20 protein-coding genes are annotated in these 20,905 nt (G+C 59.9%); 14 read left to right on the forward strand and 6 right to left on the reverse strand.

Annotated elements, in window-relative coordinates:
* The first annotated feature begins 431 nt into the window (after window positions 1-431).
* The 5 genes from TV39_RS22025 to TV39_RS08770 all read left to right on the forward strand — a co-directional run bounded on the left by TV39_RS22025 (window position 432) and on the right by TV39_RS08770 (window position 4,247).
* The gene (locus tag TV39_RS22025; protein WP_144406354.1) at window positions 432-755 is read left to right on the forward strand and encodes a hypothetical protein; all 324 of its coding nucleotides are present in this window, start codon (window positions 432-434) and stop codon (window positions 753-755) included.
* A complete protein-coding gene (locus tag TV39_RS22535) occupies window positions 755-1,870 on the forward strand; it encodes a C40 family peptidase (protein ID WP_144406355.1) in 1,116 nt (371 codons plus the stop codon). The genes TV39_RS22025 and TV39_RS22535 overlap by 1 nt, the downstream gene beginning before the upstream one ends.
* Before the next feature lie 611 nt (window positions 1,871-2,481).
* Window positions 2,482-3,303, forward strand: a complete 822-nt coding sequence (locus tag TV39_RS08765) for an ETEC_3214 domain-containing protein (protein ID WP_144406356.1) — start codon at window positions 2,482-2,484, stop codon at window positions 3,301-3,303.
* Entirely contained in the window at window positions 3,296-3,496 is a 201-nt protein-coding gene (locus tag TV39_RS22030; RefSeq protein ID WP_144406357.1) for a hypothetical protein, read from the forward strand. The genes TV39_RS08765 and TV39_RS22030 overlap by 8 nt, the downstream gene beginning before the upstream one ends.
* The gene (locus TV39_RS08770; protein ID WP_043480656.1) at window positions 3,486-4,247 is read left to right on the forward strand and encodes a hypothetical protein; all 762 of its coding nucleotides are present in this window, start codon (window positions 3,486-3,488) and stop codon (window positions 4,245-4,247) included. The genes TV39_RS22030 and TV39_RS08770 overlap by 11 nt, the downstream gene beginning before the upstream one ends.
* On the opposite strand, the gene TV39_RS08775 is transcribed toward TV39_RS08770, so the two are convergent.
* Both TV39_RS08775 and TV39_RS08780 read right to left on the reverse strand, forming a co-directional pair.
* Entirely contained in the window at window positions 4,244-5,050 is an 807-nt protein-coding gene (locus tag TV39_RS08775; RefSeq protein ID WP_043480657.1) for a hypothetical protein, read from the reverse strand. The two genes, TV39_RS08770 and TV39_RS08775, sit on opposite strands and share 4 nt — an antisense overlap.
* Window positions 5,051-5,071: 21 nt before the next feature.
* Window positions 5,072-5,326 (reverse strand): hypothetical protein, encoded by a 255-nt coding sequence (locus tag TV39_RS08780; protein ID WP_144406358.1) that lies wholly within the window; start codon window positions 5,324-5,326, stop codon window positions 5,072-5,074.
* 127 nt (window positions 5,327-5,453) lie between these two features.
* On the opposite strand from TV39_RS08780, the gene TV39_RS08785 reads away from it, so the two are divergent.
* A complete protein-coding gene (locus TV39_RS08785) occupies window positions 5,454-8,669 on the forward strand; it encodes an Eco57I restriction-modification methylase domain-containing protein (RefSeq protein ID WP_235347314.1) in 3,216 nt (1,071 codons plus the stop codon).
* Window positions 8,670-8,717: 48 nt separating this feature from the next.
* Here the strand turns inward: TV39_RS08785 and TV39_RS08790 are convergent, their stop codons facing one another.
* The 3 genes from TV39_RS08790 to TV39_RS08800 form a co-directional block, all read right to left on the reverse strand.
* Window positions 8,718-9,653 carry a hypothetical protein gene (locus TV39_RS08790; RefSeq protein WP_144406360.1) on the reverse strand — a complete coding sequence of 312 codons (936 nt, stop codon included), beginning with the start codon at window positions 9,651-9,653 and terminating at the stop codon, window positions 8,718-8,720.
* The gene (locus TV39_RS08795; RefSeq protein WP_144406361.1) at window positions 9,650-10,276 is read right to left on the reverse strand and encodes a DUF6932 family protein; all 627 of its coding nucleotides are present in this window, start codon (window positions 10,274-10,276) and stop codon (window positions 9,650-9,652) included. The genes TV39_RS08790 and TV39_RS08795 overlap by 4 nt, the downstream gene beginning before the upstream one ends.
* A 108-nt stretch (window positions 10,277-10,384) precedes the next feature.
* Window positions 10,385-10,624, reverse strand: a complete 240-nt coding sequence (locus tag TV39_RS08800) for a hypothetical protein (RefSeq protein ID WP_043480661.1) — start codon at window positions 10,622-10,624, stop codon at window positions 10,385-10,387.
* A 641-nt stretch (window positions 10,625-11,265) separates the two neighbouring features.
* On the opposite strand from TV39_RS08800, the gene TV39_RS08810 reads away from it, so the two are divergent.
* Entirely contained in the window at window positions 11,266-11,841 is a 576-nt protein-coding gene (locus tag TV39_RS08810) for a terminase small subunit (RefSeq protein WP_043480663.1), read from the forward strand.
* 84 nt (window positions 11,842-11,925) lie between these two features.
* On the opposite strand, the gene TV39_RS22835 is transcribed toward TV39_RS08810, so the two are convergent.
* The gene (locus TV39_RS22835; RefSeq protein ID WP_082049581.1) at window positions 11,926-12,438 is read right to left on the reverse strand and encodes an HNH endonuclease; all 513 of its coding nucleotides are present in this window, start codon (window positions 12,436-12,438) and stop codon (window positions 11,926-11,928) included.
* A gap of 229 nt (window positions 12,439-12,667) precedes the next feature.
* Here TV39_RS22835 and TV39_RS08820 point away from each other — a divergent pair, with 229 nt between their 5' ends.
* From TV39_RS08820 to TV39_RS08850, 7 genes are all read left to right on the forward strand, one after another.
* Complete coding sequence (locus TV39_RS08820; RefSeq protein ID WP_043480665.1) at window positions 12,668-12,955, forward strand: hypothetical protein; 288 nt, start codon at window positions 12,668-12,670, stop codon at window positions 12,953-12,955.
* Window positions 12,956-12,967: 12 nt separating this feature from the next.
* Window positions 12,968-14,359 carry a type IV secretion system protein gene (locus tag TV39_RS08825; RefSeq protein ID WP_043480666.1) on the forward strand — a complete coding sequence of 464 codons (1,392 nt, stop codon included), beginning with the start codon at window positions 12,968-12,970 and terminating at the stop codon, window positions 14,357-14,359.
* The gene (locus tag TV39_RS08830; RefSeq protein ID WP_043480667.1) at window positions 14,352-15,842 is read left to right on the forward strand and encodes an SCO6880 family protein; all 1,491 of its coding nucleotides are present in this window, start codon (window positions 14,352-14,354) and stop codon (window positions 15,840-15,842) included. Before TV39_RS08825 ends, TV39_RS08830 begins: the two co-directional genes overlap by 8 nt.
* Window positions 15,839-17,299, forward strand: coding sequence for a hypothetical protein (locus tag TV39_RS08835; protein ID WP_043480668.1), 1,461 nt, complete (start codon window positions 15,839-15,841; stop codon window positions 17,297-17,299). Before TV39_RS08830 ends, TV39_RS08835 begins: the two co-directional genes overlap by 4 nt.
* A 9-nt stretch (window positions 17,300-17,308) precedes the next feature.
* Window positions 17,309-19,120 (forward strand): type IV secretory system conjugative DNA transfer family protein, encoded by a 1,812-nt coding sequence (locus tag TV39_RS08840; RefSeq protein ID WP_043480669.1) that lies wholly within the window; start codon window positions 17,309-17,311, stop codon window positions 19,118-19,120.
* Complete coding sequence (locus TV39_RS21360; RefSeq protein WP_052500531.1) at window positions 19,107-19,616, forward strand: hypothetical protein; 510 nt, start codon at window positions 19,107-19,109, stop codon at window positions 19,614-19,616. The genes TV39_RS08840 and TV39_RS21360 overlap by 14 nt, the downstream gene beginning before the upstream one ends.
* Window positions 19,617-19,705: 89 nt before the next feature.
* Window positions 19,706-20,869 (forward strand): ArdC-like ssDNA-binding domain-containing protein, encoded by a 1,164-nt coding sequence (locus TV39_RS08850; protein WP_144406362.1) that lies wholly within the window; start codon window positions 19,706-19,708, stop codon window positions 20,867-20,869.
* The last annotated feature ends 36 nt before the right edge of the window (window positions 20,870-20,905 follow it).

Below are 20,905 nucleotides of genomic sequence, written 5' to 3' on the forward strand. Positions count from 1 at the left end.
CGCAGCCGCTCATTTTGCAATGAACTGGCGAGGAGGCTGGAATGTCGTTGACCCGGAGAATTGCATTGCCTGGCTTGAGCCGCCGACGGCGATGGTTGTTCGTAGCGTTCGTGGTTGTCAGCGTGGCGACCGTGTTGTTCGCTCTGACACGGCCGACGCCGGGGCCCGCTCCGGCATCGTCGACGGCGCCGACTCCCCAGGTATCGGCGGCCCCTTCTGGTGGGCCGGACTCGAAGAGTCTGGCAACGGCTCCCGCGGTCGGGGGAGGCGAGGGGGGTGGAGCGCCTCGCACCACGGACTTCCGCCGACTGGCCGCGGCGGCGGCGACAGCGGTTTACACATGGGACACGCGGAAGGCGTCGTACTCCGAGGTGTACTCCGGGCTCCGCAACTGGTGGCATGTGCTCCCTGACGGGTCCAATCCTCTGGCTGTGTTTGTCCAGGAGTTCGAAGCTACTGGGATCAATGCCGGAACCTATCAGTATCTGGCCGGGCAGCGGGCGGTCCGTTCGGCAACGGTGGAATCCATGATGTGTGACAGCGAGCTTGCCAAGGTGCGAGAGCGACCGGCGCCGTGGGCGGGACTCCACGTGTGCACGGTCTCTCTTCGCGTGTTGGATCAGTCGGCTTCGACCCGCAACACGTATACAGCCCCGGTCAGCGTCATGGTCAACTGTCCGCCGGCCGCCAGTGCTCCTGCGGATCATTGCATCATGGTCGGCTTTTATGCCGCGCCGAACAGGGTGCTTTACTGATGCCAGCGCCAGCGATGCTGGCCGTGCTGGCAAGGCGGCGCACGATCGTGCGAGCTTTGGTTGCCACGGTTACGGCGGCGATCCTGGCGAGCGCCTTTGCGCTCTGCGCGGCAGTTTCGGTGCTCGGCGCCAACGCGACGAGCACGGGCTCGATATGCTCTTCCGCTGGTTTGAGCGGTCAGGGAGACGCTAACGAGCGTCGTGCCTTCGGCGTCGGCGCTCGCAACCAGGCGGCGGTCAATCTGACGGCCCGGCAATTGGATCTGGCAAAGGGCTACGTTACAGTCGGCAAGCAGCTGGGCGTGCCACGTGATGGCCAGATCATCGCAATCATGATGGCTCTGCAAGAATCCAGTCTCAGAATGCTCGCCAATGTGAACGTCCCCGGATCACTCAGCTTCCCGCATGACGGTGTCGGAAGCGACCACGACTCCCTTGGCACGGCTCAGCAACGTCCGGCTGCCGGCTGGGGGAGTGTCGAAGAGCTGATGGATCCCATCTATAACGTGCGGGCCTTCTACGGCGGACCGGCGGGTCCTAACAGGGGGAGTCCTCGCGGGCTTTTGGACATCCCTGGATGGCAATCCATAAGCAAAGGCCAGGCTGCCCAGGCTGTTCAGGTGTCGGCGTTTCCTGAGCTGTATGCGCGATGGGAGCCGGAAGCGTCGGCCATCGTTGATGTGCTCGATGACGGGACGGCACCTACTCCTTGCGTCGATACGCCGCCCGTCTCGGCGCCGACCGCAACGCCGGCGGACCTGAGCCAAATCCGAAGGGATATCCTGCGGTTTACCCAAGCCGGTGTCGGTGGGTCGTACGTGTGGGGCGGGACGGCCTTCAAAGCATGGGACTGCTCGGGGTTTGTCCAGTGGATCTACCGGCAATCCGGAATTGACCTCCCGAGAGTCGAGCAATGGAGGGTGGGTAAACGGACCGACAATCCGCGCGCAGGAGACTTGGTGGTGCAGAACGCGCAGGGGCCGGACAACTGGGGCCATGTAGGCATCTACGCCGGGGACGGGATGATGTACAGCGCGCTCAACCCCTCTGTAGGGACGCTGCTGCACCCGATCGCCTGGAATTCAGATACGGCCTATTTTGATCTACTGACCTGACAACCTTATCGTCGCCGTACTGTACCGTCCCGGCACTGAGGGCGTTTGGCCGTCTCCAGACATCGATGTTTTCGTCCCCATGATCCCAGCATGCTCAAGCTTGCGGGACAACAGAGGATCTGTGGCGGCGGATGGTCATTGTGAGAGACTGCATTCTTCTCCGGCGAGGAATCCGCCTTGTGACGGACTTGTCCTTCGGCCCCATCAGCACGCCCGGAAGGGTGTCTTGAAGGTTGGCGGCTAACCCTGGGAGGAATAACGCAAAGGAGTGAAGCGATGGCTTCGGGCCGCTTTGATTCCAGTAGCCTTGTCGGCCTGAGCGGTTGCTTCGGGGGAGTCCAATATGAGCCAGTTAGTGTCGATGAATGACGCAGGACACGAGTCGTCACTTGTTCGAAGCGGCGGCCGCTGTCCAGGATGGGGGTATTCGTCGGCGCGGATCAGGCCCATCCCCTGCCGGCGCAGTCTAGCGGAAGCATCGGGGAGTGCTATTCCTTGACGAAGCGTCAAATCTAGGGCATACAACGCATTCTGGTCAATGAAACCGTCATCGTTAACCCCGGTCGGAGCGCCGTTTCAGTAATGCCCTGCTGCCCAACGTTCATTGCAGAGTGGAATTTGTTGAATCCTTGAAGCTGGCCGGTACAGTCCTGGCTGCCCTGATCGCGTCTCGAACGATATGGTCAGTGGCCCGAGCCAAGTATCTGAAGGGCTGGGGAGGCCGAAAAGTTTGGCGCAGGAAGCTTAACTTGTTGGCTAACGGGGCGACGGCGGACTACGTGAAGGATCTGCTCGGCACTCCCGTTTTTGAGAATCATCAGCCTCCCAGCATCTGGGTACAGGAAGACGAGAAGCCGAAGTGGGTTGATCATGTCTTTTCAACCCCGCACGCATGGGTTGTGACGAGGAGGATTGAAGACCGACTCGAAGCCTGGTCGGTGACGATCACCGATCCGAAGTTCTGGTGGGATCTTGAAGATGTCACTTTCAGGCAGGTCAAGGGACGACTAGGACGCGTGACCTTTAGCAACCTACTCGATTCGCCTTCCGGTAAGTACGAGTCAAGTAGGGCTAGGTCCGGTGTCTACGCAGAGTCGGCCTCCTTCGGCAATCCTGGTGGCTACCAAGCGTATGTCTTTATGCATAACCAGGAGGGCATCGGAGCGATGAAGCCAAGCGGCAACAGCGATGTGCGCGTGGGCGACTTCCAACGTCCTGATGACCGAGATGAATACCCGGCTTCAACAGACGGTGCTCACCGATCTGAAACCACGGTGAACACCATCATCGTTACGTGGCAACGAGACGAGATTACTCACAGGACTTGGCAGCTGTGGCCGGTCGCCGCGTCAGACCAGATGCGATTGCTTCACCGCTTTCAAAAGAAGAATGGCTGGCAGAACAAGCGACTTTTGGGGGACGGGAATGGATAACGAAGATCTTGAGCCCAGTGATGGTGGAGCTACGTCCATTGAACGCCGGGCGAGTGAGCCGCTGTGCTCGTTTGATCCTGAGGCAGGCTTCTCTCTGAATCCAAGCACGGTTGATGAACTGCGCTGGTACACATACCTGAGTCGTGATGAGGGTGACGAAGAAACCTTGCTACAGTCCAGAAATGACGACTGAGCAGAACCTGGATGCAACCAAACTAGTTGAATCGTGTCGTGAAATCTTTGGCGATGAATCAGCTTGGATTACGGCCAACGGGTATCCGGGGAGTCTGGCTCTTTGCATTATTGATTCCATTTTCTCCACAGGCTCTCACTACACGAGTGTGATCAACGTGGTTAATGCCTATTGCGACATCAGAAAAGCTCAAGGTGCTGACCCTCATCGTGACGGCGTAGATGAACTGTTGGCATCATTCGAAGCGGTTGGCGGAAGCGCGGGATGGGCCAAGGCCGTAGACAACCACAAGCCCGCTCACACCAAGCCCGGTGCCCTCCTGAAGGCTGAAGTTATCCATCGGGCAGCGTTGGCTTTGAAAGGGCTGGAAGGTGGAGGAATCTTCACCACAGTGGACATGCACGCCGAGTACGCAATTGACTCAGAGCTTACAAGGATCAAGAAGGCGTGGCTGAAGCTACCGAGTCAGTCGTCGGGCGTTACGTACAACTACTTACTCATTCTTGCTGGCTTCCAGTCGGTGAAACCTGACCGCATGGTGATCCGGTTCGTGGAAGAACACGCCGGCCGCGTGGGCAAGCCACTTACGTCGATGCAAACAGCCCAACTGATCATGCAAGTAGCAGAGCTTTATCCGACCCAACCGAGACGGCTTGACCATGTGATCTGGCGTCACGTCTCGGGTCGTGAGGTCTTTCGCCAGGATGAAATGGAGGGACGGCTGTGCGAGGGCCGTCCTTGTTCGTTTTAAAGCGACTTGAGCGCTTGGATTGGAGCGACTTCTATATCGCCGATGATCACTGCGTGCAGGAGCTCTTCATTGGCTTCGCGCCGTTTCTTGGTGGCTTTAGACAAAAGGGACGCCTCAATGAGGAAGGTGGCAATGATTGTGGCGATCGCCTGAACCCAGTGCCCTTCGGTAAATAAGCGCCATGCCAGCACACCGCCGAAGATGATGAGGGGTCCGATGAGTCCGCTACGGAAGTCTGCTTCGGTCGACGCTTTGTCGTACTTTTCCCAAGTTTTGTCCTTCGCTGAGTGCAGCTGGACAGCCAGTATGCTCAAGTCGTTTAGCACGTAGTCGACAATGTGGTTAGCGGTCGCTACCTTGGCCGCTTTGTGCATGGCCGGGCCTTGTTCGTAGTGTTTGACCCTCTGCGCGTCGGCACTCTTTGCTTTTACAAGGTCGACTACGTCAATCGGGGACAGGCGGTCTAGGGCGTGGTCGATGATGTCTTCGAGGAATGCGCGGAATCGGTCTGTTGAGACCTCGGACACCGTATTGGACTTCAAACCCATCGTTGTAGCAATCCGACTAAACCACTGATCGCTGGTCACGACCATGCCGAGTAGATAGGCGCCGAAAGTGATGACGGCAAGTGTTCCCGCTACGCCTAGATACTCCGACAGCCGACGCAGGTTGCCGGCCAGCGACTCATCCGCTGGGATGGTCGCGAGGTTGTTGCCAAATATAAGCCACAAGCACAACAGAAGGATCATGCCCGAAGAGAGAGAGGTCTTCATGTCGCGGAGATTGGCCAGGAATCCGAGCATCTATCTTCTTTCGTATTGGTCCTATGAAGATAGCCGCTTGATCTGACTCCCCAAAAACCACTGGAAATGCGAACCGGCGTCGTCCGTAACTTCGACAAGCCCATAATGTCGCGTGTAGGCAACGGCAATACCACGTAGGTTGCCGGCCTGGACTAAGGGAGCCTCGCCACGGGGGAAGTCGATGATCGCACCGTCGTCAGGGTCAGGGCGGGCCAGCTCTGCTTCTAGACGCGCCATCATGCGGTTCATGTCTTCAGGAGAGCCATGCTTGTTCACGCGTTCTATTAGAACATATGTTCGAATCGGCGTCCTCCGGTAGAATGGCCTGGTAGCGCCGACCCGCCCGAGTGACGGGGCCATCTGGGGCGCGGAAGACCGTCCAACATCAAGATCAGAGCCATGAGTGGATACAGACCAGCAACTTAATGAGCTGATTCAAGCGTGGCCTGATCAGGCGCCGAAGAAGCCGTCACTTAGACTGCATCGTGTGTCTAGCTTATTTGGTAAGAAAAAACTTGAAGCTCTCGCAAGTGAAGTGAGCACGGAAGAAATTCAGGACAAGCTGGATATCGTCCGTACGTGGCATCAGGACTACCATCACGGGTCCCTTAAAGGCGACAAAGAGACCAGCCGCGAGCAGCAGTACAACCAGGACTTCTTTATGAAGATCCTCGGCTACAAAGAGAAGCCGGCCAGCCCGTACACCTTCGAGCCAAAAGCGACGACGCTTAAGAAGCAGTTGCCCGACGCGGTAATCAGCTTCACTGACACGGCCGCGGGGATCGAGAACATCTCGGCAGTGATCGAGCTCAAGGGCGCGTCCATCGAGCTGGACAAGCCGCAGCGCCGCGACGGCAACATGAGTCCCGTCCAGCAGGCCTTTAAGTACAAGAGCCAGTATCGTTCCTGCCCTTTTGTTATCGTCAGCAACTTCTTTGAGTTCCGGCTTTACAACGACCACCAGCTGGACTTTGAAGTCTGGACGCTGGATGACCTGGTCAATCCCGCCTACGAGTACCGTGCGTTCAAGACCTTCTACATGCTGCTTCGGCGGGACCGTCTCACGGCTGCAGCGGGCAAGTCCCCCACCGAACTGCTCCTCTCCGAGTTCCGCGTCGAGCAGGACGCCATCGGCAAAGAGTTCTACGGTAAGTACAAGGATGCTCGGCTCGAACTGCTGCGTGATATATACCGGCGCAACGAGGACGTCCGTAGCAACTTTGATTTGGCAATTCAAAAAGGCCAGAAGCTTATCGACCGACTCGTCTTCACCTTCTTCGCTGAAGATAAAGGGTTGTTGCCCGAGAACATCCTCCTCGGCGTCCAGAAGGATGCCGCCAGTTCTTCCGTGGCATCGCTTTGGGACATGCTCAAGACGCTGTTCGCAGCGATTGATGCAGGCAGCGACAAGCTTAACATCCCTGTTGGCTATAACGGTGGTCTTTTCGCCTACGATGCCGAGCTCAATGCGCTGAGCATCAGCGACGATGTACTCACCACAGTCCTGACCCTGGGCGGTTATGACTTCGATGAAGACCTCAGCGTCAACATCCTCGGCCACATCTTCGAGCAGTCGATCAGCGACTTGGAAGAAATCCGGCGCAAGGTTGATGACAAGCACATCCCCGACGCCCTGGACGACCTGCGGGCGAAATCGAACAAGCGTAAGTCTGACGGTGTTTTCTACACACCGGATTACATCGTTCGGTACATCGTGGATAGCACACTCGGCACCTACCTCCGCAACCTTGAAGCTGAACTTGCGGCTAAGTACAAACTGGCCACAAAGCGCAAGGACGAGACGTACGAGGACGCGGAAGCCAACATGTACCGCGAGTACCAGTTGGCGCTGCAGACCGTTCACGTCATCGACCCGGCCTGCGGCAGCGGTGCCTTCCTAGTCTATGCCTTGGACTACCTGCTGGCCGAGAACAGGCGCGTGGCGGCAATCCTCGAGGCAAACAACTCGATGGACACCTTCACTGCCAGCGTCTTCTCCGATGAGAGCATCATCGATCTTGTCCTGCGCCAAAATCTCTTCGGTGTCGACATCAATGATGAGTCCGTTGAGATCACGAAGCTCTCCCTGTGGCTAAAGACTGCGCGGCCGGGACAGAAGCTGACGGCGCTTGATGCCAACATCAAGTGCGGCAACAGCCTGATCGAGGGTGCCCTGGTTGATCCCAAAAAGGCATTCAACTACCGCCAGCAGTTCAAGAAGCCGTTTGAAGGCGGCGGCTTCAACGTTGTCGTGGGGAACCCGCCGTACGTCAGTGCCATGGAAATGTCGCGTTCCATGCCGACTGAACAGCGCACCTACCTCAAAAAGAATTACGACACATCCGTTGGCGCCGTTGATCTCTACATCTACTTCTTTGAGCTGGGCATCAAACTTCTCCGTCCCGGTGGAGCACTGGGATTCATTACCCCCAACCGTTACTTGTCCGCGAGCTACGGTGCGAAGTTGCGGGAATGGCTGATCAGTAACGTCCATTTCCGTACGCTGATTGACTACTCCGACAAGGCTGTCTTCGAAGACGCCAGCACTTACCCGGTCATCACCATCCTGGATAAGGTGAAGCCTGAGCCCGATGAGGTCTACGAGGTCGAGGCCGGACGCATCGATGAAGAGACTCGTCAGCCCGTTGTGGATCAGTACTCGTCGGAGTTGCTGACGAAGCTCACCGAGAACATCCTGGGATTCTTGCTCAACGATGGCATCGACATCGCTGCAAAGGCCTTCGACATCGGCGTGCCCCTTGCAAATGCCGGCAAGATCAATGCCACCAGCACGGCGGGTGAAGCTGATCTCTACTCGGCACACATCAACGCTGAGGGTCAGGGCCTGAAGATCATCAACACGGGGACGATCGATCCGTATGTGAGCATGTGGGGTCTCAAGCGCTTCAAGGATAAGGGCGTGGATTACATGCAGCCCTACCTCGACATCCACCACTCGGATGTCTCAGCTGCGCGCCGCCAGCTCTACAAGTCCAACAAGATCATCATCGCTAAAATCGGCCTGTTATGTGAGGCCTACTACGACGCCAACGGCGAGTATGCGTCGATCAACACGAACTGCATGCACAGCTTTACCAAGGACTTCCCTGCGGAGTACGTCCAAGCGTGGCTGAGTTCAGGACTCTACAACTACGTCTTCGAGACCTTGTTTGATGGCCTCCGCATGAGTGGCGGCTACCTTCTCTACTCAGCACCCAACCTCCGTAATACGCCGATTCCAAAGGCGTCTGAGGATGACCGGCAGCAGATTGTTGGCTGGGCCAAGACGGTTATCCAGAAGCGGCAGGAGCAGGCCGCTGTTGAGGACAAGTTCAAGCGCTTCGTCCTGAACGAAGCCGGCCTGTCGGCATGGCCGCGCAAGCTGAACCGGTGGTGGGACCTCGATTTCTTCGACTTTGTGAAGGGTCTGAAGTACAAAGGCAGCCTCAAAGAAAAAGAGAGCCTTTCAGAGTACTTCGAGGAGTACAAGCTCACCGTGGGGCAGCTCATCACGGAAATCGATAACGCAGCCCATAAGATAAACGACCGGTTCTACCAGATCCACAGCCTTAGCCGGGATGAGATCGACAAGGTTGAAGCGTCCAAGATCGTCTGGTAGGCATAACAAAACCCCGCGTGCTGTTCGGAACGCGGGGTTTTGCTTTGTCTATTCTGCTTCGTCGGCGGGGAAATCGAGCGCATCTTGGTGGACGTGCTCTATGTACTTCAGATGCTCTCGGCCGTGAAGACCAACTTGATCTGTCGCTTCAACGACCTCAACTCGCAGGCTGACTTCCTCGCCCAAGATGAATCCCCGGGTAATGTCTCCGGGATCTTCCAGATGCACTTTTCGCTTGCGGTCCCGCACCTGCTGGACAGTGACGATGCCATCGAGATCAAGGCCGGTGATTCTGCCGGTCACGATCCTCTCCTTCGGCTTGTCTATCTGCTTGAAGAGGCCCTTTGCGTACGTGCGCCCTCGCTCAGTCAGGTTCGACTGCACTCGACCGCCCGTGGGTGACCGCCATTTGCCGCTCATGTTGAGATCGTGTTTATCCAGCGCTTCGGTCAGCTTTCGAGCAGTCTTGAGAAGCTTCTTGTTCTCTCCGAACCTGCTGGCAATGACCGCCGGCAGCTCGCCGCGCTCCAGCATGTTATGTAGGTCAAAGGTGTCTCTGACTGCCTGGTCAACCGGCGACACTTCGACTTCCACTTGCCCCGGCGCAGACGAAGCCAGTGGATTCTTTGGCTTGTAGTGAAGTACCAAGCTGCCACGAGTAATCCGTACCAGTGTCATTTCAGATTCTGCTGAACGTCTGTCGGCGGCGGCCTGTATCTCTGCGCCAATCGGGCCGAGTAGGTCGTTGGCAACGTCGTGGTTCACGCCTCCGTCCGCCACGGAATCGCCCGATAGCCTGATCACCAAGTACGAGAATGGCGGAAGGTCTGGCTGCATACGTCGAGCAGCAGCGTCCTCGGCTTCTTCCAAGACTTCAAAAACGTCGCCTTCGGGCTCAGGCAGCTCAGATAAGAAAGAGCGAACATCCTCGGCTTTCTCCGCCGTGACGTGCTGCGCCAGGTAACTACGTACGCTCTCGCTCACCACGTCACCTCCAGGTATCCACGCGCTGACGTTACATCGGGGGCCAGCGCTGCTGCCTTTGGACCTGGCGGCCTAATCCTCTGCCACCAGTCATCCAGTCCACCTCGTTTTGCTAGGTAGTTCTGTTCATGCTCAAGCAGTGTTGTCGGTAGGAGCGTTGTTTCAAGGCTACGCCAGGGGATCGGGAAGGGCTCTACTTTGTACTTCTCGACCAGTTTCTTACGGTGGCCAACCAAGGCCTTCACTTTGCCGATGCCCTGGGAACCAGCCAGGTTGCTGATTATGCCCTCATCGTAGACGGGGGATACGTCAATATCTTGCGGGTTGACCTCGTCCGAGATGAAACTGCCCGCTATCCAGAGCGTATGCAGGATCGGCTGGCCGAACGGCTCTTGGGACGTTTCCCAGGCCGTGAGGTAGCTGAGGAAGCCATCCCAGATGGTCTGCCTGGTCGTTGAATCGCTGAACTCTGGATGATCGACGAAACGATGGCGGATGTGGCCAAGTGTGGTTCTGTAACGGCCCGGTGGCAGATGACCTGTAACTGGATCAAGAGGGGGTATTCCGTGCAGGATACCCGCCATGCTTACGTCAGGTACCCGCTCGTCTGTTGTCTGCCCCATTGGCTTAGACTGCCACAAATATCCCGCTGAGCCGATTTGAAACGCACTGTTTCAACTATGTCACGGGAAAGGCAGAGATCTAGGAGTCAACGTGTCCCGTGAGGTTGATTAGGGGCGAGGCGCGGTGCGCGCCATCGCTAGCATCGCGTTGATGTGGCACTTCTCCTCGACTTCGCCTGAGTAGGGCAGAACGACTCCAGTCTCTTGCTGGAGCTTGACTGCTTCCCCAATTTCCACGTGGCAGACGATGGCCGGGTTGGCCTTTTTCTCTTCCACAACCCAAGCGGTGGCGAAGTTAGAGACTTGGCCGGAGAGCCCGACAATTCCGGAGACTATGAGGGCAATCACTGCAGTACGTTGCTCTGGGTGTTTGCTATGGACGTCTACCTGTCCAGCTGCCTCAGGCGCCTGGCTGATCGTTCCTGCTGCGCCTTTGTTCCGCTTTTCTTACGATCTCAGGCTTGGGGGTCATGTCTGGTTCCCCTTAGATCGCCCGTTTCCGGCCGACTCCATCTCGACAATGCCCCGCCGTCTCCGCGGTGCAACAGCTTCATTTCAAGCCGAGTACTCTCGTCGGCGAAAAGCTTTTCCGACAACCAAAGCTCGTTCCTCGCGGAGTCCAGCGAAGACTTTCGGTAGTAGAACGCGTAAGCCATAAGACCCAGTCCAGCCAGCAAACTAAAAGAAATCAGGAAGAGAAGGCGGTAGTCATCCAGAATGGCTGGCAGACCTACACCGAGGGTCATGGGCAGGTTCAGTACAAGCACTGATAAGCCCACGAGCCAGATGATCCAGAAAGTTGCCTTCTCGTTGACGTAGTTCCGTCAGCTCCTTGTGCAACTGAATATCTCGTTCTAGTTCCTCCATTGAACTCGGAAGCCTAGCTCGCTTGTAGTAGAAGTTGAGCATGCACAGTACCCTATCGCGGTGCCCACCTGGATGATGGCTCTCTTAATTTTGGTGCTGTTGTGTCATAAATAAGGGCACATATGGCAGACCCGAAAACAGCAGACATAGCAGGAGAACAGAACAAAGGCGGACGACCGCTCAAGTTCAAGAATGTCGACGAGCTGCGAGCAGCTATCGACTCGTACTTTGATTCGTGCGACCCACACCTAGAGTCTCGACTGGTTGAGTCAGGCATCAAAGAACGTGGCGAAACAATCCTTGCCCAGCGCAAGGTGATGACCGAGCAGAAGAGGTACACCGTTTCCGGACTAGCCAGAGCGCTGGGGATAACGCGGGACACGCTCATGTCCTACTCAGAATGCCCTGAGTTTCTCGACACGGTAGAGGCCGCTAAAGAGCGCTGCCACGAGTGGGCAGAGAACGCCCTCTTTACGAAGAGTGCCACTGGCGCTGCCTTCAGCCTGAAGAACAACTGGGGCTGGAAAGAGCGGCAGGAGATAGACCACACGACTGACGGTAAGCCGATGCAGGCACTTGTGGAGTTCATGCTTGCCCGAATAGGCGCTGATGTCGTTATCCGAGTAAACAGCCACAACCAGTCCGCCCAAGCGTTCAACAAGCTCGCGGCAGTCTGCCTCCTGCCGCTCCACACCTAAGCCAGCGCCTATGCGGTCTCTGGAAATTCGGGTGTAGATGGCACATCTCATGACCGTCGCCCAATGATGTTCAGAAAAGCGAAATCACCCTGCAATTGGATGGCGGCGATATCGTAGGCAACTGCAGCATCCTCTACACAGCGGAAGCGTCCCAGGGGATAGACGTGCCATAGATCCGGATCTTCGCGACCCAGCCGTTGTGCTGGAAGGATACTCCTTGTATCCATATAGGGATTGAGGTCGCTTATTGGCCTGGTTTTGAGCGTGGGTGGACAACCCTAGGTTTGCTCGCCGGTTATCTGATGTGTCGTGGTTGATGTGGTCCACTTCGAGGTGCGGAGGTGCCTGCATGATCCTACGAGCGAGAACGATGCCTAGACCCAGCGAGGGGCGACCGTCGCTAAACTGCCAACGATAGTTGCGGACATACGGTAAATCTGCGACATCGTCGTCGACTAATGCGAAGTGGCCCTCACTCCCTCGTCCATATAGAGGTATTTTCTTCATCTGATTGCTTGCCTGCATGGGGCGGTTTCTCGTATCGGAGTGGGGTATGTTCTGTGAGTTTGTGCTGATGCCACGGAATACGAAAGGCATGTCCCTAGTACCGCTTAAACCCGTTCAAAGCGGCGACTTGGTCCCCGCTCGGCCGGAACTGCTTCCTGTTCGGCGACGCTCCAGCCGGTTAGGAAGCGGATCCGGATAAACATTGCGCGAGTGCATCCATCAGCCTATGCACGAGGTCATGTAGCCCCACACCACAGTCTCCATGAAGTCGTGAGCCCAAACCACTCATTCCCCTCGACTTCAACAGATGGAGCGCGCGATGTTTCTGGCAGCAGTGGACCCTGGCATCACCCCGAACACGAACTTTCCCTTTCTCGAATCACTCAAGCAGATCGGCGGAGGCATCCTGGTCGGGGCCTTCATTGTGATCGCGATCGTGGCGATCGTCGGAGCCGCGATGCTCCTCGCCGGCAAGCTCAGCCAGTCATCGAGGCTCGCCTCGGGCGGCGGCATGATCCTGCTTTGGACAGGACCGGTGGCCGCGATACTCGGCGGGATCAATGGCTACATCCTCTGGTCCCAGTCGGCGTTCAATCTCGGATTTTAGGTCCAGTCAGTCATGCCGGTTCAGTGCGACCTGGACGGATGGTGGCCGCCCGGTTGCGGTCTCGTCTCGCAAGCGAACGACGGTGTCCAAGGTTCCATCACGTCGTTCTTCGCGAACATTCTCCAGAGCACCGCATCCTGGATCTGGTCCTTCATCACCGGTGCGTTTAGTGTTTCTGACGTCGATGATTCTCAGTGGACGGCCGTTGAAGGGCTGACGAGTTGGTGGGTTGTCGTCATGATGACGCCGCTGGTCGTGGCCATGATCCTTCAACTCCTGTCCGGTTTGATCAGCCAACAGCCCCGGCGCTTAGTGCGCGCCCTGGTTGGCGGCGCGACGGCCATTCCCCTGGTGGCCGGTGCCGTCTACCTTGTCCGCCAGCTCACCAAGGTAGGCGATTCCGCAGCTACGGCACTGCTTGATTCCATGGGGACGGATCCCTATCTGGTGTTCATGCGGCTCTTTGGCTTCGAGCGGGCCCCGGCGGACTCCGGCAGGGAATGGAACGTCGTTTCGTTGGCCCCGGGAACCAGCGGCGGTGCGGCCGGGGCCGTCGTCGTCACCGTGATGGCTGTCATTGTCGTCTGGATCCTGGCCTTCATTCTGATGTGTTCGATGATCTTCCGATCCTTTGCGCTCATCGTGCTCGCCGCTGTTGCTCCGGTCGCTCTCATGCTGATGCCGTGGGAGAAGACGAAAACTTGGGCCCGTCGGTGGTGCGAGATCGTCGTTGCCTTGCTGCTCGCCAAACCTCTTGCAGCAACCGTGCTGGCCGTGGCCATCAAGCTCTTTGCCGACTCGAAGTCATTCGCCGGGCTGGCCGCTGGTGTTGTGGGCATGGCACTGGCCTGCGGTGCGCCTCTGATGGCATTGCGGCTCGTGAGTTTCGCCGGAGGCGAGCTGGCCGCTGCCGCGCAAACTGCCGGTGGTGGACACGTCCTCACTCGAACCTCCAGCTTCACCGCCCGGCAGATCAGCCGGCAGACCGGTGGCCGCTTCACTCTGGCAGGGATGGCTGGCCGTTCGTCGATGACCCGCCCGATCCAGTCGAGTCGTCACCAATTTCCCACCCGCACGCTGCCGACCGGTGCCCCTCTTCCGGGAAGGCCAACGAGTGCAACGCCGTCATCCACGCCAGCTGGCAACGCTGGTGCGTTGATGCTCGACGCCGGCACCTCGGCCGCCAGCCCGGCCCCGCCTCAGGCAAGCAGCGCACAGCCAAGCCAAGCCCCAGATGCATCGGCATCGGGCAGCAGAAATGGGGGCAAGGCCCCCAGCGAGCCACAAAGGCCGTCGTCGTCGAAGCTACCGAACGACGCGCCACCGATCGCCCCGACGGCCCAGCCTCCCATCCACCGGCCAGGCGTCATCCAGCCCCCAACCGACGGTGATTTCCATGTCTGAAACTTCACACACCCTCGAGGCAGTAAAATTCCCCCGCTACGAGCGCCGGGGCTTGTTCATGGGCCTGAAGTGGTACCAATTGCTTTTGCTCGCGGCCGGCGTCGTCGTGGCAAGTCTGGCATCGGCAGCTCAAGGACCGATCGGCCTGTTCGCTTCGGGACCGCTGTGGCTGGCGCTGATGCTCCTCGGCTTGCTGCAGTATTCACGGATTCCGTACCCGGTCTGGGCCAGCCACGCCGTCCTGTTCTTCTACCGATCGGTGGCCGGACAAACAAGGTTCCTCACCAGACCTGAGCGAGCAGTCCTGGCTGGACGGCTGGCGCTTCCGGGAGGACTGGGGAACCTGGAATTGCGACGGACCTCGCGAAGGGAGTGTTTCATCGTGGACGCCCGCGGCAGGGAGGCGATAGCCGTACTTCGCTGCAGCACCCGGTCATTTGCGCTGCTAGACAGCGACGACAAAGCATGGGCCGTGCAGGCCTGGTCGCGGGTACAGGCGGGCATGGCCCAGCGAACAGGTCTCGCGAGAATCGTCGTGCAGGACTTCACGGTTCCGTATCCGTCCACCGCCCTGCGGTCCTTCTACGAAATGGCGTCACCGCGGCCGACGGGCGTCTCCAGCGAACTCACTTGGGGTCAGCGCGCGTACGAGGATCTGATTTCGGCAGCGGGATCCACGATGAGCCACGATCTCCTGATCGCACTTGTTGTGGATGTGGCCAAGGCCCGACGCCGGATCAGAGAGTCGGGCGGGGGACTAGTCGGTCTTGAACGGGTGCTTCGGCTGGAGGTCGAGGCCATGACCACCGCGCTGGGGACGCACAGCGTCAAGGTAGAGGAGTGGCTGCCGGAGGGCGGGATCCTCGACGTCGTTCGGGGCGCCTTCGATCCTGCCGCCGTCGCAAGCGGGGCGGGTAATCCGGCCAACAAGGAATCACAACCCCGAGACTCCATGCCCCGCAACGTGCCCGCGGGGCCCATGGCCGTGGAAGAGCACTGGACATACGTACGAACGGATTCCGGCTTTCATCAAACGTTCTGGATCGCTGAGTGGCCACGGCAAAAGGTATTTCCGGGTTTCCTCCATCCGCTGATTTATGTGGGCGACTTCCGGCACACGGTGACAGAGGTGATTCGGGCCGTGCCCACAACCGAGGCGCTGCGGGACATCCGCTCCGCCCAGGAGGCCCATGAAACCCGGCGCCGCATCAACACCCGCTTCGACAGGCCCCTGACCCGGGAGCAACGGGCTGAGGAAGAAGAGGTCGCCCAGCGCGAGGAGGAGATCGTCGCAGGACACGGAGACGTAAGGCCCGCTGCCTACGTGACCGTTACTGCAGGGACCCTGGAGGACCTGGCCCGCCACCGGCAGGAACTGGAGTCGGCGGCCGCGGGAGCCTTCGTCGAATTGCGCCTACTGGCCGGGCAACAATGGGCTGCATTCGTCGCCGGTGCGCTCCCGTTCGGACGGGGACTGCGATGACGCGTACAAACCAGTCGGTTGAATACGTGCCGTCGGGCGCGAACCGCAAGGAGAGGAAGGAACGACGGCGGCGCTCGGCTGCCGCTGACAGCCGACCATGGGCGGCCGCTCTGAACCGGGCTGGCGAGATGCTCGGCACCCGGTTGGACACCGCCGAGCACGGAGGCGATTGGGGGAGCCGGGAACCCGCCTCGCTGCGTGGTCCGCACCGCCTGCGGCCGGCACCCCACCGCGCGTCCACCCTGACCTTCGCCGCGGCGTATCCGTTCATCACAGAATCGGGCCTCGGCCACGAAGGCACATATATCGGCACAGACGTCTTCGGCTCGGGGGCGTTTTCCTACGATCCGTGGATTCTCTATGACAAGGGCGTCATCAGCGGACCCTCGATCGTTGTCATCGGCACCGTGGGGACCGGTAAATCCATGTGCGGAAAGTCCCTGGTGGCCAGGTCCATAACGCTGGGGCGGAAGGCCGCCGTCGCCTCCGATCCCAAAGGCGAATGGGTTGCCGTCGCCAATGCGGTTGGCGGCAAGGTCATTTCCGTGGGCCCCGGCCGCGCTGCACGCGTCAATCCACTCGACGCGGGGCCGCGTTCCAGCGCCTTGAGTGAGGCGCAGTGGCAGGCCGTGGTGCGCCAGCGCCGTCGCTACCTGTTAGTGGCACTGGTTTCTCTCATGCGGCAGGGCATGCCCCTCCGTCCCGTGGAGCACACTGCCCTGGACATGGCTCTAATGGAGACGGTAGCCGAGAACTCGAATCCGACGCTGCCGATGGTTCTGGACCATCTGTTGAACCCGTCGAAGGAAACGATCGGGCTGGTGGGCAAGGATGGGGGACTGGCGGTCAGCCACTCCCTGAGGCGGACGGTCTCCGGCGATCTGGAAGGCATGTTTGACGCCCCGTCCACGGTCGCTTTCGACGCCGATGCGCCCATGATGGTGATGGACACTTCTGCGCTCATCGGCGCCTCGGAGCAAGCATTGTCCCTGGCCGCCGCGTGCGGTGCCACTTGGCTGGAGGCAGCCGTCACCAATCCCGACGGCGGAAAACGGCTTGTGGTGTACGACGAAGGCTGGCGCATGCTGGCCGACCCGTACATGCTCGCCAAAATGAGCGAGCAGTGGCGGTTAGCCCGCACCTACGGCATTGCAAACCTGCTCATCATGCATAAAGTGGCCGACCTCAACGAAATCGGAGACAGCTCCAGCGGGCACCGTCAGAAGGCGCTCGGCCTGCTGACCGAGGCGGACACCAGGATCATCTACCGGCAAAAGCACGACGCCATGCGACTGACGAAAGAAGCCCTGGGCCTGTCGGAGGCCGAATGCGAGCACGTAGAGAACCTCCCCAAGGGTGTTGGCCTCTGGAAGGTCGGGAACCGTTCCTTCATCGTGGCGAACCGGGTCACGACCGATGAGCTTGAAGTCTTCGGCACCGACGACCGGATGATCTGAATGCCACCCATGAGTTCGCGGCGAGGCACCGACAGCCCGTTGGTCACGGCCGGGCTTATCGCCGTGGCCGGCTATGTCTGTCTGTGTTTCCTGGTCCAAGGGGCAGCTAACGTCGTGATGGCGTGGCGCTGCGGCGGCAGTCTGCCGTCGCCGTTCAACCCGGCCGCCGCCGCCGGACTTTTCATCGGCCGGATCAACTGGGTGGTCCCGGTACCGCAGGGATGCGACGTCGGGACCGGCAGTATCTGGTGGATCGTTGGCCCGGTCCTCCTTCTGGCTGCTGCGCTCGCCGTGGGCTCTGTGTTGGCCTGGCGGAGGTGGAAACAATCGGGCTCATGGCTGCGCCAGGACATCCTGAGCCGCGAGGGCATCGCGCGCCGTACCGAGATCCTCCAAGATTTCGGAGCCAGGGCCGTTCTTAAGCGCGGCAAGTTCACGCGGCCAGGCCTCGCCAAACCGCGGATCCAGGACGTGGCCTGGACATTGGGCCGTTCCCGCGGTGTCACGATTCATGTCTCCACGGAGGAATCTATGGTCATCCAAGGTGCACCGCGCTCCGGTAAGGGCCTCTACGTGGTCATCAATGCCATCCTCGATGCGCCGGGTGCTGTTGTCACGACGTCCACCCGCGCCGACAACTTGGTGGTCACGATGCAGGCCCGGGCTACACACGGCAGGCCGGTCACCGTGTTCGACCCACAGAGCATGTCCGGACTGCCCTCAACACTTCGCTGGTCTCCTGTCCGCGGTTGCGAGGACCCAGATATAGCCACTCGCCGCGCTCTGGTTATCACTGCTGACACGGAGATGAAGGGAGAGAACGCTGCATGGCAAAAGCGCTCGCTGATCATCCTGCAATGCCTCCTTCATGCTGCGGCCCTGTCCGGCGAGGGCGTCCGCGCGTTTCGGCGCTGGTCTTCGAGTCCGGTCTTGGCACGTGAGGCGTTGGAGGTCCTGAGCCAACCGGCGGCGGCGCTGGGGTGGCAGGCCGATCTCATGGGCATCCTCGAGGATGACCCGCGGAACACGTCAAACTCCTGGATTGGTGTCTCGGCTGCCGTCGCACCGCTGTCGTCACCGAAAGTGCTGGGCGCACTGGATCCCCGGGACGAGTCGGAGGAATTCGACCCCAAAAGTTTCATCCGGGGCTGCGGCACCTTGTATCTGATCGGCACCCGTGCCGGAGCTGCTGCGGCGGGGCCGTATCTGTCTGCTCTGATCGACGACATCGACAACGCCGCGCGCGAACTGGCATTTGTCGCTCCGGGGGGAAGGCTGGATCCGCCGCTGTCCTTGATTCTTGATGAGATTGCCAACCTGGCACCGTGGCCGGGCCTGCCCATCGCCCTCTCTGACGGCGGCGGCATCGGAATATCAACGCTGGTGGTTCTCCAATCCCTGTCCCAGGCCCGTACCGGCTGGTCCATCGATGAAGCAGCCACTATCTGGGACTCGGCCATCATCAAGGTGATCTTCGGCGGAGGCTCCGACGAACGTGACCTGCGCTCGCTGGCCGGGCTGCTGGGGGAGCGGAGCTTGACCTTGAACACCCGTTCCTGGTCTGCACAGGGCCGGCAGGACGGCGAACAGATCAGGGAGAGCCCGGTCCTGCCGCTTCATGAGATCAGGCGCTTGCCCGCAGGCACGGCCCTCATGCTGGGGCGTAGAACCCGGCCTATCCTCTTGGACTTGCGCGAATGGCACAAACGCAAAGACGCCGCCGAGCTCGGCCGGTCAAAGCTGGAGCTTGAACGGACCTTGGCCGATGGGCACCGTCTGCGACAGGCAGCAGTTGAGGAGCCGGCCGATGGCCAGCCATGACGACGTCGAACGCTTTGAGATCCCTTCAGCCGGAGCTGACGACGATGAGCTGACGGCGGAGCTCTTCCGCTCTGCATTCCGGCCACCGGGGCGGGCATCCGGCGTGACATACCGTTGGCGGGAAATGACAGCTGAGCAGGCCGGCAGCGTTTGGCGTTCTTTGGCGGTCTGGGTCCGCTGGCTTGTTGCCACGTACCAGCTGACGACGTCGGTGGTTCCGGACTGCTGGTGGCGCCATTCCGAGATCGTGGCCGAGCTGTATGCTCTGCAGCGGGCGGAACTGGCCTCTTACGCCAGCGACGATCCCGGGTTCGGACCCCTGGCCTTTCACGAACGGCTGCCGCACGCTGTCGAGCGTCTGCGGATCCATACCCGGACTGCCGGGTGTGTCGGCCTACAGACGCACAAGGAGTCCGCAGTGAGAACCCTCCGGCTCGACCTGGCGGGCTTCGTTGAGTGGCAGGCGGCTTCCCACCAGGTCGGGGGCGAATTCTGAAGTCATGCTGTTGGCCCTTTCTCAGGACATGAACAAGTATCCGCGGGGTGGTCCCGGCCGGATTCCAAGAAGCATGAAGGGCGGCTGTCGTGGCCCCTGAATCTGAGGACGTATCGAGTGCAATGGCGGCAGATGCTGCGCCGGGCCGGAGTGAATCGGGCAATTCCCGCATGACGCCCGAGGAGCGCATCTCTGCCTTGACGGATGGCCTCCACAGGATCCTGGAAAAGGCAGTCGAATCTCCGTCGCAGTGGCAGACGCTGTTGGATGCTTCCGCAACGTTGTGGCGTTACTCGGGCGGCAATGTCGCCCTTCTCAAGATGCAGATGGCCCAGCGCGGTACCGACGATCCCACACTGGTGGCCGGGTACAAGGAATGGGCCCGCCACGGCCGCACGGTGCTGAGAGGTGAGCATGCACTCTGGGTGATAGCTCCCCGCACAGCCCGACTCCAGCAGGTCACGCTTCCTGACGGTACCCGGCAACGGATCCCTGCAGGTGAGCATGTGCCCCATGGCGCCGTCGACGATGGACAGAAGACGGTCATCACAGGCTGGCGGGGCCAGGCAGTCTTCGACGTCTCACAAACGCAGGGCACGCCGCTGCTCGTTCCCCGCGGCGGTGCCGAATCTGTGCTGGACGTAGCTGGGCTGTGCGGATCTCTGACCACGGTGGCGGGCAGCCATGGCTTCAAAGTCGACGTGACAGGCGCCCAGTACGGGCTGACGAGCGGATTCACGGATTTCACCCACCGCCGGGTCCAGGTCGGCGCCTGGCTCAGCCCGGAAGAGCGTGCAGCTGTCCTTGCACACGAACTTGGACATGTGCTGCTTCATGGTCCCGACGATGCGGTCGGCCGGCTGTATGGCAGCAGCGCAGATCATCGGGGACTGGCTGAGGTGGAAGCCGAATCCGTGGCTTACACGGTGCTTAAGGCCCACGGGATCGACCGCGCACCTCAGTCTGCAACGTATCTCGCCGGATGGGCTGACGTCGTCATTGACGCGAAGCAGGATGCGATGGGGCGCGACGCTGGCAGCAAGCTGCCGGTGTCCCGCGCAGACATTGCGAAGTCCGTACTGGGTCGCGTTACCGCGGCCAGCAAGGGAATTCTCGAAATCACACACCCGCCGGGATTCGGCGGCAAGATCACCGCTGTCGACGCGGCCCCGCGGTTGAGCCCGGCAGCGTCCTATGCGGGCGTGCAACAACCTTTGCGGTCGCCTGACGGACCAGTAATGGCCGGGCCTTGAACCCGGCTGGCAACAATCTGTCCGGCGGGAGAGTCC

Origin of the sequence: Arthrobacter sp. SPG23, from assembly GCF_000876655.1 — a bacterium.
Classification (GTDB): domain Bacteria; phylum Actinomycetota; class Actinomycetes; order Actinomycetales; family Micrococcaceae; genus Arthrobacter.